At 38.1% G+C, this 17,610-nt stretch carries 15 protein-coding genes and 1 pseudogene; 5 read left to right on the top strand and 11 right to left on the bottom strand.

The genetic code is table 11. The annotated features are described in order from the left end of the window. Positions 1 to 104 precede the first annotated feature (104 nt). Positions 105 to 506, bottom strand: a pseudogene (locus H6G59_RS12345) (DUF29 family protein); the annotation flags it as partial. 228 nt (positions 507 to 734) lie between these two features. Further along, on the bottom strand, positions 735 to 1,358 hold the full coding sequence (locus H6G59_RS12340) for a class I SAM-dependent methyltransferase (protein WP_190714812.1): 624 nt from the start codon (positions 1,356 to 1,358) through the stop codon (positions 735 to 737). A 93-nt stretch (positions 1,359 to 1,451) separates the two neighbouring features. Here H6G59_RS12340 and hemH point away from each other — a divergent pair, with 93 nt between their 5' ends. Continuing rightward, positions 1,452 to 2,615, top strand: a complete 1,164-nt coding sequence (gene hemH, locus H6G59_RS12335) for a ferrochelatase (RefSeq protein WP_190714810.1) — start codon at positions 1,452 to 1,454, stop codon at positions 2,613 to 2,615. A 106-nt stretch (positions 2,616 to 2,721) separates the two neighbouring features. On the opposite strand, the gene H6G59_RS12330 is transcribed toward hemH, so the two are convergent. From H6G59_RS12330 to H6G59_RS12315, 4 genes are all read right to left on the bottom strand, one after another. After that, a complete protein-coding gene (locus H6G59_RS12330) occupies positions 2,722 to 3,267 on the bottom strand; it encodes a DUF4126 domain-containing protein (RefSeq protein WP_190714808.1) in 546 nt (181 codons plus the stop codon). Between the two features lie 209 nt (positions 3,268 to 3,476). Next, a complete protein-coding gene (locus H6G59_RS12325) occupies positions 3,477 to 5,120 on the bottom strand; it encodes an acetolactate synthase large subunit (RefSeq protein ID WP_190714806.1) in 1,644 nt (547 codons plus the stop codon). A gap of 213 nt (positions 5,121 to 5,333) precedes the next feature. Then, positions 5,334 to 6,701 (bottom strand): NAD-dependent succinate-semialdehyde dehydrogenase, encoded by a 1,368-nt coding sequence (locus H6G59_RS12320; RefSeq protein ID WP_190714804.1) that lies wholly within the window; start codon positions 6,699 to 6,701, stop codon positions 5,334 to 5,336. A gap of 346 nt (positions 6,702 to 7,047) precedes the next feature. Then, a complete protein-coding gene (locus H6G59_RS12315) occupies positions 7,048 to 8,664 on the bottom strand; it encodes an adenylate/guanylate cyclase domain-containing protein (protein ID WP_190714802.1) in 1,617 nt (538 codons plus the stop codon). Between the two features lie 711 nt (positions 8,665 to 9,375). Here H6G59_RS12315 and H6G59_RS12310 point away from each other — a divergent pair. After that, a complete protein-coding gene (locus H6G59_RS12310) occupies positions 9,376 to 10,884 on the top strand; it encodes a VanZ family protein (protein WP_190714800.1) in 1,509 nt (502 codons plus the stop codon). On the opposite strand, the gene ylqF is transcribed toward H6G59_RS12310, so the two are convergent. The 5 genes from ylqF to H6G59_RS12285 form a co-directional block, all read right to left on the bottom strand. Next, a complete protein-coding gene (gene ylqF / locus H6G59_RS12305) occupies positions 10,881 to 11,765 on the bottom strand; it encodes a ribosome biogenesis GTPase YlqF (protein WP_190714798.1) in 885 nt (294 codons plus the stop codon). The genes H6G59_RS12310 and ylqF overlap by 4 nt on opposite strands. 59 nt (positions 11,766 to 11,824) lie before the next feature. Further along, positions 11,825 to 12,190: a VOC family protein gene (locus H6G59_RS12300; RefSeq protein ID WP_190714796.1), complete on the bottom strand. Its 366-nt coding sequence runs from the start codon at positions 12,188 to 12,190 to the stop codon at positions 11,825 to 11,827. Positions 12,191 to 12,604: 414 nt separating this feature from the next. After that, the gene (locus H6G59_RS12295) at positions 12,605 to 13,339 is read right to left on the bottom strand and encodes a Uma2 family endonuclease (RefSeq protein WP_190714794.1); all 735 of its coding nucleotides are present in this window, start codon (positions 13,337 to 13,339) and stop codon (positions 12,605 to 12,607) included. A gap of 80 nt (positions 13,340 to 13,419) precedes the next feature. Beyond that, a complete protein-coding gene (locus tag H6G59_RS12290) occupies positions 13,420 to 14,226 on the bottom strand; it encodes an ADP-ribosylglycohydrolase family protein (protein WP_190714792.1) in 807 nt (268 codons plus the stop codon). A gap of 134 nt (positions 14,227 to 14,360) precedes the next feature. After that, a complete protein-coding gene (locus H6G59_RS12285) occupies positions 14,361 to 15,962 on the bottom strand; it encodes a long-chain-fatty-acid--CoA ligase (protein WP_190714790.1) in 1,602 nt (533 codons plus the stop codon). 303 nt (positions 15,963 to 16,265) lie between these two features. Here H6G59_RS12285 and H6G59_RS12280 point away from each other — a divergent pair, with 303 nt between their 5' ends. The 3 genes from H6G59_RS12280 to H6G59_RS12270 all read left to right on the top strand — a co-directional run bounded on the left by H6G59_RS12280 (position 16,266) and on the right by H6G59_RS12270 (position 17,536). After that, positions 16,266 to 16,601, top strand: a complete 336-nt coding sequence (locus H6G59_RS12280; protein WP_242038855.1) for a hypothetical protein — start codon at positions 16,266 to 16,268, stop codon at positions 16,599 to 16,601. A gap of 374 nt (positions 16,602 to 16,975) precedes the next feature. Continuing rightward, a complete protein-coding gene (locus H6G59_RS12275) occupies positions 16,976 to 17,212 on the top strand; it encodes a hypothetical protein (RefSeq protein ID WP_190714787.1) in 237 nt (78 codons plus the stop codon). Positions 17,213 to 17,272: 60 nt separating this feature from the next. After that, positions 17,273 to 17,536 carry a hypothetical protein gene (locus H6G59_RS12270; RefSeq protein WP_190714785.1) on the top strand — a complete coding sequence of 88 codons (264 nt, stop codon included), beginning with the start codon at positions 17,273 to 17,275 and terminating at the stop codon, positions 17,534 to 17,536. Positions 17,537 to 17,610 lie beyond the last annotated feature (74 nt).

Here is a 17,610-nt window from a genome sequence, read left to right as displayed (position 1 = left end):
TATATGTGTTTATTAGCTTGATATTAAGTTAATAATACCATCCTTTTTTTGTACTCATATAAGTTACATTTTGTCAAAATAAATTAGATGCGTTTCCCCTGAGTTTGAATTAACTCTGATCTATCGACAATTTCCGAAAGTTTAAATTGACTGTATGCACCATTAAAAACTTCTTCACTAGCATCAGCAATCGCATCTTCAATTACTTCTTCTAAAATCAAAGTTTCCCATTCATCAAAATTGACATAATAGGATTTTTTATTTTCCTTGAGATTAATGTCTTTAATTTCTACCACCGCATTACGAATAGAAGCAACCCAAGAATTAGTTAATCGCTGCTCTAAGTTATTTTTGAGCAAATGTATCAGCAAAATCTTTAAAAAAGATTTAATTTGTCGTAAAGTTGCCTTTTTACTCATCCCCTCTAACTCATCCACAATTGCCAAAGCATCTGCATAGCGTTTTTCTATGATGCTTGTTCTCAGGTCTACTAATTCTTGAGTCATCTTAATTAACCTCAACCTAAAAACTTTCTAATTCTAATTATAGAATCATTGGTAATTACAGCAGGAGTCAGGAGACGCTTCGCAGACCTCCGGTTCAGGAGTCGCTTCGCAGACCTCCGGTTCAGAAGTAAAACTGGCGAATGTGTCTAGGTTTCAATTTAGATTCTGTACCTTATTGATCTGCAATCTGCTGTAATTAGTAAAATTTTCTTTCCCTACTTCCCCTGCTCACTTACTTCCCTGTATCACCTGTAAACTGCCACCCGCATATAAAATTGGTTCACCGACATCAAAACCATACTCTCTTAACAAACCAGGTAAATCAGTCTTTAATAACTCCCAAGCCGTTTGAGTTTCAAACAACCAGAAAAACACCGACAAACCAGGCCAAAATAGAGGATTTGTGGGAGGGTGAAAATCTACCAACGTGAATACTCCCCCTGGTTTTAATACCCGATAAACCTGTTGAATGATTTTTCTTAATTGTTCAGGGTGCATCTCATGTAACGCCGCGCTGGTATGTACGACATCAAATAAATTATCTGCAAAAGGCATATCTTCCGCAAAAGCTTCTACATAAGTAGCGTTAGGCACATTCTTACGCGCACGTTGTAAAGATAACGGAGAAGCATCCAGCCCTGTAACATTTTGTGATGAATTCACCAAAAATTGCGTAGCTTGACCACTTCCACAGCATAAATCGAGGATTTGAGTATCTGAGTCAAGTGTTAAGCCTTGCAACGGTAATTGCCGGAAACGCGCTTCACCACCCACACTCAAGGCTGCTAAACGCGATATTCCATCGTATAGCCACTGATAACGATAACTCCAGTCTCTTAAAATAGTTGCCATTGCATCTTTCCTGCTGATAAAGCTTTATATTTAATAAAGATATATTGTTAACATTAGTAAAAAAATTGTAAGGATTGGGGGAAAGTAACTGCTATGGGTCGTGTAGGCGTATTATTACTCAATCTCGGTGGACCCGATAAATTAGAAGATGTCGGTCCCTTTTTATATAACCTGTTTTCTGATCCCGAAATTATTCGCTTACCCTTTCGCTGGATGCAAAAGCCTCTAGCTTGGCTGATTGCTACCAGGAGAACTAAGACATCTCAGGCTAATTATAAGTACATCGGTGGTGGTTCACCATTGCGGCGGATTACCGAAGAACAAGGGGAAGCACTGAAAGCGCAACTAGGTAATTTGGGAAAAGAAGCCAATATTTATGTAGGAATGCGATATTGGCATCCTTACACAGAAGAAGCGATCGCACAACTAACCCAAGACAACATCGACAAGCTGGTGATTCTGCCACTTTATCCCCAATTCTCTATCAGTACTAGCGGTTCTAGCTTTCGACTATTAGAACAACTTTGGCAACAAAACCCCAAACTTCAGCGCCTTGAATACACCGTCATTCCCTCCTGGTACAAACAACCGGGCTACCTGCAAGCAATGGCGGAACTAATCAAGGAGCAACTCAATCAGTTTCCTAATCCTGATGGGGTGCATATCTTTTTTAGCGCTCATGGAGTGCCTAAAAGTTACGTCCAAGAAGCCGGCGATCCCTATCAGCAAGAAATTGAGGAATGCACTCAGCTGATTATGCAAACACTCAATCGTCCCAATCCTCATGTCTTAGCTTACCAAAGTCGCGTCGGTCCCGTAGAATGGCTACAACCATATACTGAAGACGCACTCAAAGAACTAGGCGCACAAGGAGTGAAGGATTTGGTAGTTGTACCGATTAGTTTTGTTTCCGAACATATCGAGACACTACAAGAAATTGATATTGAATATCGAGAAATAGCTGAAGAAGCAGGAATTCACAACTTCCGTCGTGCCGCTGCTCCCAATACCCATCCAGTATTTATTCAAGCACTAGCAGACTTAGTGATTGATTCGCTCACAAAGCCTAACCTCAAGCTCTCGCAAGTCACCCAAATGAAAAAAAAGGTGAAAATGTATCCCCAAGAGCGTTGGGAGTGGGGACTGACTACTAGCGCCGAAGTCTGGAATGGACGAATTGCCATGCTAGGTTTCATCGCCTTGATTATCGAGTTAATTACCGGTCAAGGCTTGCTGCATCTCATCGGACTTTTGTGATTTGATCTCAGAGGAAAGTTTTATTTTCCTCCCTCTTTCTCCGCGTCTCCGCGTCCCCGTGTCTCCGCCTCCCCACGTCTCCTTTTCCTGAATTCTGCTGTATCACTCATAAACTACGCTTCTGCCAATACCACTGATACCAGTGTTTAGAACTACGAATTGCCAGCCAGAGGAGGATTAGAGCAATTAATCCTCCTTTTCGGGGATCATCAACGGCAAAAACCACCAGTACAACACACAAGCTATCTTGAAGAAAAACTGCCCACAGTGGTAAGCCACGCAAGCGATAAAACCAACCGGATAGAACTAGTTGCAGTACCAAAGCTAATAAACCCCCGATTAAGGCAATTAACCAGCTGGGAGTTTCCGTAGCCGAAGCCACTGCTAACCCCATAATTGCTCCTACAAAAGGAGACAACAATAACTGAACCTGTTGTACTATTCTTTGCCCTATTAGCTTTTTGGAAGCAAATAACTCAAAACATGACCAACTGCTGAGTAGCCCGATCAAAAGATGGGGTGAAATGTTTGATAAAATTGGTACTTGAGTCCAGAGGGTACTGCCCTGTAATAAGCCAATGATTAGCAAGGGCGTACCTACTCTCATTCCGGCAGATGCTGAAGCAGACAGTGTGGCAAGGATTTCAATCATCTGTATATCCCTAGCATTAATAACTCAGTCAAGGGGCTGGATTAATATTTACTCTTCCTAAAAATAGGTTGCCCACAAAACTGGCAGAAATTAGCATTGCTATAGTCTCTAAAAATTTTTACCCATTGGGCTAGGTGATATCAGACAGTGTATCCTAACAATCACTGTTAGACCCCAGAATCCCCATATTTGAAGTGCGGAATGTGGGATCAAAGTTCACAATGTAAGTCACCAGCTTTTTGGGTAAAGCGACGATTTTCCCGATAATCTACCCGACAATCTATCACCGCAGGCACATCTTGAATTAAGGCTTCTTTGAGTACAGGAATTAAATCAGTAGCCGATTCCACTCGATAACCTTTTAAACCCATACTTTCAGCAAATTTGACAAAATCAGGATTACCAAAATGCACAAAAGAAGAGTTACCTTTACCAAATTGATTTTCTTGTTTCCACTCAATTAAACCATAGCCACCATCATTAAAAATTAATGTGACAAAGGGTGTACCTACACGTAAAGCTGTTTCTAATTCCTGGCAATTCATCATAAAACCACCATCACCAGTGGCCGCAACAACTTTCCGTTCAGGATTTACAAGTTTTGCAGCTAAAGCGCCAGGAATTGCGATTCCCATCGCGGCAAAACCATTAGAAATAATACAAGTATTAGGACTATGGCAATGATAATGTCTCGCAATCCACATTTTATGTGCGCCTACATCAGAAATAACAATATCATCAGGCCCCATTACTTGCCGTAAATCATAAATTAATTTTTGCGGTTTAATAGGAAAGCTATCATCCTGGGCATATTCTTCGTAATCAGCGCGAATATTAGAACGTAAGCTGATAGCGTAGGGGTTAGGTTTACTATGTCTGTCTGCTAATTTTAAGAGTTCATTCAATGAATCAGAAATATCTCCCACTACTTCTACTGTGGGAATATAACTACTGTCAATTTCTGAAGAAGTGGCCGCAATATGTACAATCGGAATATTTCCAGTAGGATTCCATTTTTTGGGAGAAAATTCAATTAAATCATAGCCAATAGCTATGACTAAATCTGTATTATCAAAGCCGCAGGTAATAAAATCTCGTTGTTGTAATCCCACTGACCACAAAGCTAAGGGATGAGTATAGGGAATCACTCCTTTACCCATAAAAGTATTAGCAACGGGAATATTCATTTGGGTAGCAAATTGCGTGACAGCATCACTAGCTTGGGCGCGAATTGCTCCATTGCCAACTAAAATGATGGGATTAACTGCCTGGGAAATTGCGGCAGCAGCAGCGCGAATACTCGCAAAAGAAGCATAGGTTTTTTCGCTATTATCTTTATGTAAGGGTTTGCCTTCTACAGACATAGCCGCAATATTTTCAGGTAAATCAATATGAACTGCACCGGGTTTTTCGGTTTGCGCTCGCTTGAATGCCTTTCGCACAACTTCTGGTGTAATACTCGGTCGCACAATCTGCTTATTCCACTTAGTTACAGGCGCAAACATTGCCACCAAATCTAAATATTGATGGGATTCAATGTGCATTCTATCTGTTCCCACCTGCCCTGTAATTGCCACTAAAGGCGCACCATCTAGGTTGGCATCTGCCACTCCTGTCATTAAATTAGTTGCCCCTGGACCCAGAGTAGAAAGACATACTCCCGCTTTTCCAGTTAACCTACCATAAACATCGGCCATGAAAGCTGCACCCTGTTCATGACGAGTAGTAATAAATTGAATCGATGAATTTTTTAATGCTTCTAGAACGTGTAAATTTTCTTCACCTGGGAGTCCAAAAACATATTGCACTCCTTCGTTTTCTAAGCACTGTACTAACAATTCTGCGGTATTCATTTGATTTCCTCAAAACTAATAATTAATAGGGAATAGGGAATGGGGAATAGGGAATAGGGAATAGGGAATAGGGAATAGGGAATAGGGAATAGGGAATAGGGAATAGGGAATAGGGAATAGGGAATAGGGAATAGGGAATAGGGAACAAGTAGGAAATTTACCAATCACCAATCACCAATCACCAATCACCAATCACCAATCACCAATCACCAATCACCTAACCCAAACTGTCTTAACATTCACAAATTCATGTATGCCTTGAATGCTTAATTCTCGGCCATATCCAGAACGCTTAATTCCTCCAAATGGTAATCGAGGATCAGATTTAACCATGCTATTAATAAATACTGCACCAGCTTCAAGTTCTTGAATTAGGCGATTTTTTTCTTCTTCATTTGTAGTCCAAGCACTTGCACCCAAACCAAAGGGTATGTCATTAGCTAATTTAATTGCAGCATCAATATCCCGAACCCGGAATAATAAAGCTACAGGGCCAAAGAATTCTTCCTTGGCAATTTGTGAGTCTACAGGAATATCTATGATAATTGTGGGCGGATAAAAGTTCCCCGGACTATGTGTTAAAGGAGATCCACCTGTGAGGATTTTTCCACCACTTTTTACGGCAGTGTTTACCTGTTGGTGTAAATCCTGGAGAATATCAGGAGTTGCTAGGGGACCTAAATCTGTATCTGGTTCCATAGGATCGCCAACTTTTAGAGATTGGAATTTATCTAACAGCAGTTTTTCAAATTTATCCGCAATTGTTTCCTCTACAATAAAGCGTTTAGCGGCAATACAAGATTGTCCATTGTTTAACATTCGTGCTGTTACTGCGTTGGTAACTGCTGCTTCTAAATCTGCACTTGCTAAGACAATAAATGGGTCACTGCCCCCCAATTCTAAGACAGTTTTTTTAATTTGTTTACCAGCAGCAGAGGCAAGAGAAGCACCTGCGGGTTCACTGCCTGTTAATGTAGCAGCTTTCACCCGTTCATCAGCCATTAAATCAGCAACTTTGGCAGCACCAATTAACAGAGTTTGAAATACACCTACTGGAAAACCCGCGCGACTGAGAATGTTTTCGATTGCCAAAGCACACTGCGGCACATTGGAGGCGTGTTTGAGTAAACCAACATTTCCTGCCATCAATGTCGGTGCCACAAAGCGGAAAACTTGCCAGAAGGGGAAATTCCAAGGCATGATGGCGAGAATTGCACCCAAGGGCTGATAACGGACAAAACTATGATTAGCATCGGTTTTGATGGTGACATCAGCTAGGAAACCTGGTGCATATTCGGCATAATAGCGACAGACGAGGGCGCATTTTTCCACTTCAGCTATAGCAGCTTTGAAGGGTTTGCCCATTTCTAAAGTCATCAATTGAGCAAAATCTGCCTTTTCTTGTTCTAAAATTGTTGCTGCTTGTTGTAACCACTGCGATCGCTCTGAGAAACTAGTCTTACGGTACTTCTCAAATGCCTGTTGTGCCAAATCTAATTTGGCAGCAATTTCTGCATCCTGAAGTGCTTCAAAGGTTTTGATCGTTTCCCCATTGGCGGGATTAATGGTGGCGATAGCCATGACCTGACCTCCCCTTAAAAAATAGCTTGAGGTAGCTTCCTAGTGTTACACAGATTAATCACAGAAGCTACCACCAAATTTTAGTCTTTTCAATTTAGGAATAGTTGCTGAATATTACAACCTGGCAACTAAACTTAAAACAAACTATACATCTAATTAAATTTAGACACTGAAATAAGCTGATGCCGTAGGGCGGAATTAAAAAATTTTAAATTTAAAATTTTAAAAGCTTTAAAAAGCAGCTTAAATAAGCTGTTGAGTAATTTTCAATGGTCGGTGATTTCTCCTGTGCTGCACTATTAATAATTCATTAATTAATATCTAAAAAATGACAACTAACCAACAATTAATTCATTTTGGTCTGATAAATCTTAATAAATCTATCAATACCTTTAAAACGATAGTCTCCCATGTCTCTAAACTCTGAGCGTTGTGAAAGTTGTTGATAAGTAACTTCACTAATTACACATTCACCGGGAGAACATATTGGTTCCATCCGAGCCGCCAGATTAATTGTTGCTCCTAATGCCGTATAGTCTACTCTTTGAGAACTGCCAACATCACCCACAACAGCTTTACCACTGTTAATAGCAATGCGTAATTGTAAAGGTTGCTGCCAAAATTGATTAGCATTGAGACGTTGGAGACGAGAAAGCATTCCCTTAGCAGCACTAACAGCGCTATCTGCATGACTTGGTTGTGGTTCTGGAGCGCCAAAAAATGCCATTATACAATCGCCAATATACTTATCTAAAGTGCCACCATAAGCAAATACTTCTTGTAACATTTCTTCAAATAAAATGTTTAATAATTCAGCAATTTCTTTAGGTGTAAGCCGTTCGGAAATTTCTGTAAATCCCACCAAATCAGCAAATAAAATACTGATTTCACTTTCGGTAGGAGCCAAACGCCCATCTGAAGATTCTCTCGCTGCGATTAACTGCTGGACAACTGCCGGAGAATGATAACGTTCTAATCGGTGACGAATTACCTCTTCAGTTCTCAGTTTTTCTATTAATAACCAACGTTGAACGCTAGAAGCAACAAGATTTGCTAAAGCTGAAAAAAAGCTAAGTTCTTCCTCACCTTCGCTTGGGCATTGGGAAGAAGAAAAATGAGCATCACCATACAGAACACCGACAACTTTGTTTTCATCCCATAAAGGTACTGCCATTGCACTACGAATACCTTTCATTAAAATACTCTGTTCACTAGAAAACCTTTCATCAGAATGGGTATCAGCACTTTGAATAGCTACCTTATCTGCAAATGCCTTTTGACAAATACTACGACTAATCCAACTCCCATCAGTAGGCAAATATTTTTGTTGAAAAATGGTTTTAGTCGCAGAATTAACTAACTTCAAAGTACCAGTACTATCAATATCAACTAATAAGGCCAATCTTTCAATGCCATCAATATAACGAAAAACTAGTTCTTGTACCTGAGAGAAAATTTCTTCAATAGATGCCGCCGCACAGAGATTTTTAGCTATATCTACCAAATCTTTGAGGCGAGCAATAGTTTTATCTTTATTATTACTACCATTAAGTTCACTACCTTCTATCCATTGTTGTTGCAGTTTTTCGACATCTCTAAGAATTGTTATTTGCTGACTATTCGGTTCTTCATCTGGTACATACTGAGGTGGTAAATTTCCCAATGTATTTGATAAAATTACTGCCAAACTGACATTTCCCAAATAAATAACGTCGCGGTTATACAACTCCTGAGCAGACATAACAGGAATTCCATTTACTTGGGTTCCGTTTTTGCTACCCATATCCTCAATTATCCACACACCATTAGAGGTTTTTCTAATTCGGGCGTGTTGGCGAGAAACTCCTCCAAAAGGTAAACACAAGTCACATTCTGACAAACGACCGATAGTAAATACTTCTTGAGCTACTAAAACCGAAGTTTTGGTATCCCCCTGAGTGAGGAGTAATGTGAGTTCAGTCATAAGTGTAATACATTTATACTGGAAGTTGGTAAGCATCAAGGCTAATCTTTCTCAGGATTTACGCATTAGATACCAAACATTCGGCTCCTAAACACCAGTTTTGGGGATAAACCAGGTTTGTTTGCGTAATTCCTCACCTTACCTTTTCTTTATGATACTGTTAACGGCATTATGACAACTTCATCTGTAGTAAATATTACTAAAAAATTACCTTTAGATAGACAAAATCATTACTAGTACAACACGGCGTAAGTTAAGCAACCATTAAAAATAATGAAAAAGCCTGTATCTACTTTGTTAATTTTTAATTTTTAATTGTTAATTTTTAATTCCGAGAAAGCGGTACTAGTACAGCGCGGCGTAAGTATAACAACTATACCCCTAGGGGGAAGCAAGCTACAAAATTTCTGAAAAACCTTCCTCATCAACTTTTTTGATTTTTAATTATGCAAAAGCTGTTGTATATCGAGCGACAGTAAAACTTAATTTGAGATTATATAATTATTATACTCGGCTTAATTAATACTAAGTCATTAAAAGAATGTTATCGAAAAAGCATCATAAACAAGCATCTGAATTTATTTATGGAAATTATAAATTTAAATTGGTAATTTTGAATTGTAATTTTGAATTGGTAATTCTCTGTAAAGTTTGATATATCCAAACTGGGAAATACTGATTAAGTCTGTATTTTTTAATCATTAGGAATTTATGAATCGACACCAACATTTTTTTCTAAAAACTACAGGAATAAAATTATATCTGGTGAATGTGGTATTTGTATTGCTTACTATTCTGATAGTAGCCATAGCTACGCTTTATCCATTCGATTTTTCATTGCCTAATAGTTTTTCTAAATCTGATTTTTTTTCTAGTTTTAACAATGCCAGTCCTTTTCAGGATCAGGTAAACAATGTTTTATTATTTATGCCTGTGGGTTTCTATTTAGCAAATTTATTGCAGAAACTTAAAATCAAAATAGGATTACAAATTATTATTGTTTTCCTGGTTAGTTCTGGCTTATCTTCGACAGTTGAAATTTTGCAAATATTTCTACCTTCAAGAACTCCGACTCCAGCCGATATTTTTAATAATACTTTTGGGGGATGTTTAGGTTGTTTAGGCTTTTATTTCTGGAATATTCAAAGCTTAAATAACATACTTGCACAAATTGATGCAAGTCGTTTAAAACCCTCAAATCAAAAAATTACAGGATTTATTTTGGCTTATGTATCTGTCATTTTAATTACTTCTCTTTTTTGGCAAAGCACGACAAAATTAAGTAATTGGGATTTAAATTATCCACTTTTACTTGGTAATGAAACTACAGGTAATAGACCTTGGCAAGGATATATTTCTGAAGTTTATATTACTGATAGAGCTATCACAACTTATCAAGCCCAACAAGGCTTAAATGATCCTAATTATTTTAAAAGTTTTGGTAATTCTCTCCTAGCTAGTTATCAATTAAAGGGTAAATGTTGTGATCAAAAAGAAACGGTAAATTTACCACAACTATTATGGCAAGGAAAGCCAACCAATATAGAAGAAGGTAAAAGTGTTTTTTTGAGTTCTAGCCAATGGTTACAAACAGCCAAACCAGTGAAAAATCTCAGTCAAAGAATCAGCAAAAAATCTGAGTTTACACTGAGTACTACTATTGCCACTGACAATCCTCAACAGACTGGGCCAGCGCGGATTATCTCAATTTCCGGTAATTCTTTGCAGCGTAATTTAACACTTTCACAGCAGGGACATTCTCTAGATTTGAGGTTAAGAACACCAATTACTGGAGAAAATGGCTCAGATGTACAACTGATGATCCCCAATGTTTTTACAGACAATAAATTTCACCAAATTATCATCACATATTATAAATCAACGATTCGAGTCTTTATAGACAAAGTACAACGTTATTACTCTTTTAATTTACTGGAATTAATTCCCTTTAATCAAAAAGTATTTTATTATGCGCTGACTTTTATTCCTTTGGGTGCAGGTTTAGCTCTCCTTAGTCTTTTGGCAAAAAATAGGATGATATTGTCTAAGCTATTAGTTCCTAGTGGCATTTTATTACCTTCTATCATATTAGAAGCTATTTTGATTAGTGAAAGTGATAAAAGCCTGAGTTGGAAAAACCTCTTACTAGGAATATTATTTATAGCAGGGACAATGTTGATTTTTAGAATGAGAGTTGCTTACTTAAAAATTAGAAGTTAAACATGAGGTGGAATTTCCAAAGGGATATTACCTAGAAGACCTTTACGAAAATCGGTGATGAGTGTTCTAGCAGCGCGTTCCACATCTCCTTGATAGCGATGTTCTGCTAAGACTTGCAAATATGCTTCACCTGTATGGATGATGGAGTCAACTTCGTAGCGTGAAAGTAAGGGGTGTGGTGGTAATAAATAAGGATGGGTTTCTTGGAGTTGATTGACTATATCTACAAACGCTGCGGCTATGAGTTGATTATCATAAGAAGCTTCACCAATATCGTCACAAATGGCTAATTTGACTGCTGCGAGTTGATTTTCCATTCTTGAGGGAATGACACCAGGAGCATCTAGCAATTGTAACTGATCGGAAATTCGCACCCAACGCAGTTGACGAGTAACACCGGGACGCGCTGCACTTTCGACGACTCGCTTTCCTATCAGTCGGTTGATTAATGCTGATTTACCGACATTGGGAAAACCAATAACTACAGCACGGACAGGACGGGGTAACATTCCGCGATCTTTTCGGCGTTGATTAAGTTCTATTCCTGCTGCTTGTGCGGCTTTGGTTATGGCTGTAATACCTTGACCGTGTTGAGCATTGGTAAAATAGGGGACTTGTTCCTGGCTTTTAAACCAGTCTATCCAGTGCGATCGCACTTGTGGCAAAATCATATCCAATCGGTTAATCACCAACACCCGTGGTTTAGTTCCCACCCATTCATTCATTTGGGGATGATTTGTTGCTAAAGGAATACGCGCATCTCTAACTTCTAAAATCACATCTACCCGCTTTAGCTGTTCCTTGAGATTTTTTTCAGCTTTGGCAATGTGACCGGGATACCATTGAATGAGATTTAATTTGTAATTTTGAGTTATTGACATTGGTAATTCTTTTGTTGTTGGTTGTCAGTTGTCAGTTATTTTTTACTAATGACTCATGACTAATGGGATTGATGTAAAATTAAGCGGTTCCCGTCAGGGTCGTAGGCGTAAATTTCTCGTCCGTGGGAAGTTGTAGAAATCTCTCCTGGTGGATAATAGCCTAAAGATTGTAAGTGAGTTATAGCATTTTCTAAATTACTCACTTCTAAACACAAACTTAGCGGACTTTTGGCATTAATGGCAAATTCTGATTCATAATTTTTGTGGGGTTTAAAAATACCTAAGCTGAGGCTACAAATTTCAAACTCAGCATAGACACTGGAAATGATGTTTTTTGGTTTTTGTTCTAGTAACTGGGTATAGAAATTCACTAAGTTATCAAAATTAACCGTTCCAATGGTGACAAGTGCGTGAGTATATTGCATATTTAGGAGAGGGTATAGGGAATAGGGAATAGTAAAGCAATACAGAGATTCTTATTTTTTGGCAAAATGTATAATTAATTTGGCTGAGGTATTTAATGCTGAGGTATTTAATTTTTAGGGGCAGGATTTTCCCACCCACTCTTTCCTAATTAACCAATGCTGGGGGTTTAATTCCCCTGCCTCTACAGGCAGCAAGTTTTGTGTCGGGGTCTAAATCCCCGTTGCAAAACTTACAGCAGAATTCAGGAGTCAGGAGACGCTTCGCAGACCTCCGGTTCAGGAGTCAGGAGTAAAACTGGCTTGGTGTCTAGGTTTCAATTTTGATTCTGTACCTCATTGATCTGCAATCTGCTGTAATTACGAATTACGAATTACGTTGGCGGTAGCCTGCCGTAGGCACTATTACGAATTATTTTAAATCGTATCTGGGTCGATTCCTAATTCTCGCAGTTTGGCTCCTAGACGTTCAGATTTTTGTTTTTCTTGTTCCGCAAATTCTTCAGGTGTAAGGATTATCAATCCTTCATCTGTAAAATAACGCAATTTATTTTCATGAATACCTAAATATAAACTTAGCTGCTGACTCCATAACCAACCTTGGGAGTTAATTTCTATAGGTTGATAAGTACCACCAACTAAAATAAACCCAGCAAATTCTAAATTACTGGGGTCAAACCAAAAATATTCAGGAGTGCGAAATATATCTTGGTAAATTTGTTTTTTGAAACCCTTATCCACTGATGCTGTTAAATCGGAAATCAGTTCTACAATAATATGGGGATATCTACCATCTTCTTGCCAAACAACCCAACTTTTGCGAGGTCGTCGTTCAGCATTTCGCACCACAAAAAAATCAGGGCCACGAAAGTCTTCTGATTTATATTGACGTGGACTGTAGTAAATAGTCGAATTACCAGAAGCGTAAAAATCATTGCGGTTTCCCCACCACAATTCTAAACATTGGATGAGTAGAATGATCTGGCGCAAATGTGAATCGCTTTCCAATGGTGGTTCATCACTATATAAATCTCCAGTCGGAAATATTACATCTTTTGGCAGTTCAAAATCCAATGGTGGTTCATCATTATATAAATCTCCAGTTGGAAATATTACATCTTTTGGTAGTTCAAAATCTTGGGAGATGGACATAGCAGCAAGGTTTTGGATAATACAATTTTAGTGTCATGGCAGAATTTACAGATTACTACAACCGTATTAATTCTGCTATCTTAAGCATAGTATTGAGACATGAATTTGTCAGTAACATTCCAAAGATTATCATCTAATTTAGTAAATATCCATTCGGCAATATCTTCTGGAACACCGCCATAAAATGCCTCGGCAATACCACCTGTAATACAAGCAATAGTGTCACTGTCCCCACCAATAGAAATAGCATTACGAATAGCATCTTCAAAATCAGTTGATTCTAAAAAAGCAATAATTGCTTGGGGAACAGAACCTTGACAAGAAACATCAAATTTATAATTTGGTCTAATTTCGTCTATAGTTGGCTCTAAATTATAGCCAAAAGTATCTTGGATATAGGATTTGATGACAGTTTTATTCTTCTCTGTACGAGCTAAAAATATAGATGCTGCTGTTGCTTGTGCGCCTTTGATTCCTTCAGAATGGTTATGAGTGACTTCCGCACTGTGTCTGGCTTCTTCTATCACGATATCAAGGTTATCAAACGCAGATGCTACAGGACTAACGCGCATGGCAGAACCATTACCCCAACTATTGTAGGGTTCGGTGCTACTAGAATTTGCCCACAGCATAAAATTACCGCCATAACCAGCATAAGGATATTCATGGTAGTAAGATTGGAAGGTTTCAATATATTGAAATTTGTCAATATATTTAGTATTGTCGGGAAATGTATCTGCATTGAGAATTACTTCTGCAACCGCAACAGTTAATACTGTGTCATCTGTGAAATGACATTGATCGTTAAAAAGTTGGAAATCCTTAGTTTGAATGTTATGAAACTCATAAACAGAACCAATGATATCGCCTGCAATTGCACCTAACATACTTACCTCCAAGCTATTATATTATATTTAATCAGCCAGCTTTTCTAAACTGATAACGGCGTTATAGACCAACACATCTATCAAAGAAATTTTACTTTATGCTGTGATAAAACTGCCACTTATCATTAAGCACCTTAAATTTTTCTGTCATAGCCTACCCATTCTTTATCTCGCAAAATATATTTTTGAATTTTACCCGTACTAGTTTTAGGAAGAGTAGTAAATTCGATAGCTGTTGGACATTTAAAAGCAGCTATCTGACTACGACAAAATTGGATTAATTCTTGTTCAGTGACTTGCATATCTTCTTTAAGAGTGACAAAAGCTTTAGGCGCTTCACCTCGTTTTTTATGAGGTACAGAAATTACAGCACATTCTAATACTGCTTCATGACGATAAAGACATTGTTCTACTTCAATACTAGATACATTTTCGCCATTAGTGATAATGATATCTTTCATTCTGTCGCGGATTTCAATATAACCATCAGGGTGCATTACTGCTAAATCACCACTGTGAAACCATCCCCCACGAAAAGCCCGTCCTGTACTATCAGGGTCGTCATAATAACCTGTCATTACCATATTTCCTTGCATAATCACTTCCCCCATTGTTTTTCCGTCAGCCGGGATATCATTCATATTTTTATCTACTACCCGCAACCCATCTCCACTAATATAAGGTACACCTTGACGAGCTAATAATTTTCCTTTTGCTTCGTTGTTTAAATTATCCCAATCTGATTGGTATGCACAGACTGTATAAGGGCCATAAACTTCCGTTAAACCATAAACGTGAATAATTTTTGCACCAATAGAAGTGAACTTTTCTATTAATGTAGGTGATGGTGGTGCGCCTGCGGTGGTAATAGTGATAGGTTGTTCTAAACTTGGCGGACGTTCTCGATAGTTGAGGAGAGAAATTAACACAACTGGTGCTGCATTAAAGTGAGTTACTTTTTCTTGTGCAATTATCTGCCAAACTTTTCCAGGGTGGAATTTCCGTAAACAAATATGCGTTCCACCAATAGCTGTCACCGCCCAAGGGAAACACCAGCCGTTACAATGAAACATTGGTAAAGTCCAAAGATAAACTGAGTTAGGAGTTAAGTTTGTCTCAATTATTTCTCCTAATGTACTAAGATATGCACCTCTATGGGAATACATTACACCTTTGGGATAGCCGGAAGTTCCACTTGTGTAATTAATGGAAATTGTCTCCATCTCATCCCTAATTACCCAAGGCAAAGATTCAGAATCCCCAGTTTGTAAAAATGCTTCATAATCTTCTCCTCCTAAGGGTGTAAAGCCTTCTATATCACTAATATTAATAATATGTTTGACTGTTTTTAATATATTTTGAACAGGGCGAATTATATCTGCTAATTCTGTATCGACAAATAAGAATTTTGCTCCGCTATCATTAAGGATGTAAGCGACTTCTTCAGGTGCTAAACGAGTATTAATAGACACTAAAACACCTCCCGCTAGAGGTACAGCAAAATGGGCTTCTAGCATTTGAGGAGTGTTGAAGGAAAAAAATGCTACACGTTCCCCTGTTTCCATTCCCGCATGACGTAAAGCTGAGGCTAGACAATTGATACGGGCTGCAAATTGACTATAGGTGAAATGTTGCTGTCCATAGATAATAGCTACTTTGTCACGGTAGACTTTGGCGTTGCGTTCAATAAAGGTGAGGGGTGTGAGAATACGGTGATAAACTGCTGTGGAATTCATGGTTATTGTTAATAGTCAATCAAAAAATAGTATTTTATGATACTAACATTATTTCTTTTAAACTTAGTTATAAATTTTTGCCTCAGAGATATGTGATTAAATTGATACCAAGAACTATTGTTTTACTCATAGAATCAACCTGTTCTCTGCATAATTGAAAATAGCTAATCTCATCAAAGTAAAATGTAGAGTTGTCAACCTTACTTTTTATAGACACTTAACTAAACCAAAGGAAGAAGTTACATGAACAATTTTTTTTTAAGGTTTAGATATTTGTGAAATACCTACGAGGAAATTTCTCCAATGTTGGCAATTAAAAGAGTGTTGAATCAAATATCCCGAACAATTTCCCTCTTCATGCTGGCTGGTTTAATCTGGCTGATGGGTTTACCTATGCTATCAGTTCATGCGGATGGTTTTTATTCAGAAAAAACTCATAAAATAGAAATGACTAAGCCGTTTTATTCTATAAAACAGCGGAGAATAGCAATAAATGAGCCTTTTAAACCTTACTACTCGACTCAAGAGCGACATAAACAAAAAGTCTACATAACACCAACAACTGAAGAAGACTATATCGAAAGTCGTAAAGGAGCAGGTGAAGTAATTCCTAAAAATTTGGGAACTGGAAGCAGGTAGAAAAATCCGATCAATATGCTAAAAGGGGCTGGTGAAAAATTAGGTAATGAACCACTTAAAAGGAGTTTCGGTGCGCAAGATTATGAACGAAGTGAAATTGAACATTAGCTGGCTCGGAATAAAGCGGCTAGAGGCGATTCTTAGTCAGTAGTAAATTGCCCTCTGACTAAAAGTCAGGGGCTAGATAAATCTAGTTTATTGATGCGAATTAATACATATTGATTACGAAAATACTCATAAGCATTGGTTCTGCTTGTGGCCAGGGAAGCTTCCAATCACTGGATTTGTGTCGATTTATCAAGCCTGAAACAAAAACTCAGCCAGAATTGTAAAAGTATGAGAATATAAAGAAAATATTAAATAATTTTAACCTCATGATAACTACTAAATTGATGCGACAACTCTGGGCTGTAATCGAATCAACCCAAGTCAGCACCTTACTCCAGTTTGACGATGCCGCATTAGTACAATTGCTCCTCCAGCAATTAACAGCCAAGCAAGGTCTGGATATACAGACAGATAATAGTATTAATACTTATATTGAATCCAAGCTGCCCCTAATTCGTGATACTGCTGAAGGGCGACTATCTCTTGGGCAAGGTCATCAGTAGCATGATAAATTGAATGAATACTCATAGCCGAATAGGTTCTCAAAATTAAATCAGTACAAAATGATAAATCACTGGCTAAGTATTGCCCTGGTAGCTTATCTAATGGGAGCGGCAATTGAAGGGGTTAGTACAGTCAGTCAGCTTTCTAATTCAGTGCCAGAGCTAAATCAAGATACAGAAGACAATACCTCAGAATCTGGTACTCCACGTAATCACAGTTGGCGAGTTATTGCCGCTATAGCCTCAGTAAGTATTTGTGGATCTTTTTGCTGGCCTTGTCGCTTATTCCACCGTTCAATTAAAGGATATTTTAATGGCTCTTGATCATTAGGTTCCAATAATCAATAGTGAGACTTAAACAACCATTAAACCTAAATCAGGTCTAAAGCGGCTTTGAA

Source organism: Anabaena lutea FACHB-196 (assembly GCF_014698305.1).
Classification (GTDB): domain Bacteria; phylum Cyanobacteriota; class Cyanobacteriia; order Cyanobacteriales; family Nostocaceae; genus Anabaena; species Anabaena lutea.
Note: the sequence above shows the minus strand (reverse complement) of the source record. Positions and strands in the feature narration are given on the sequence as shown.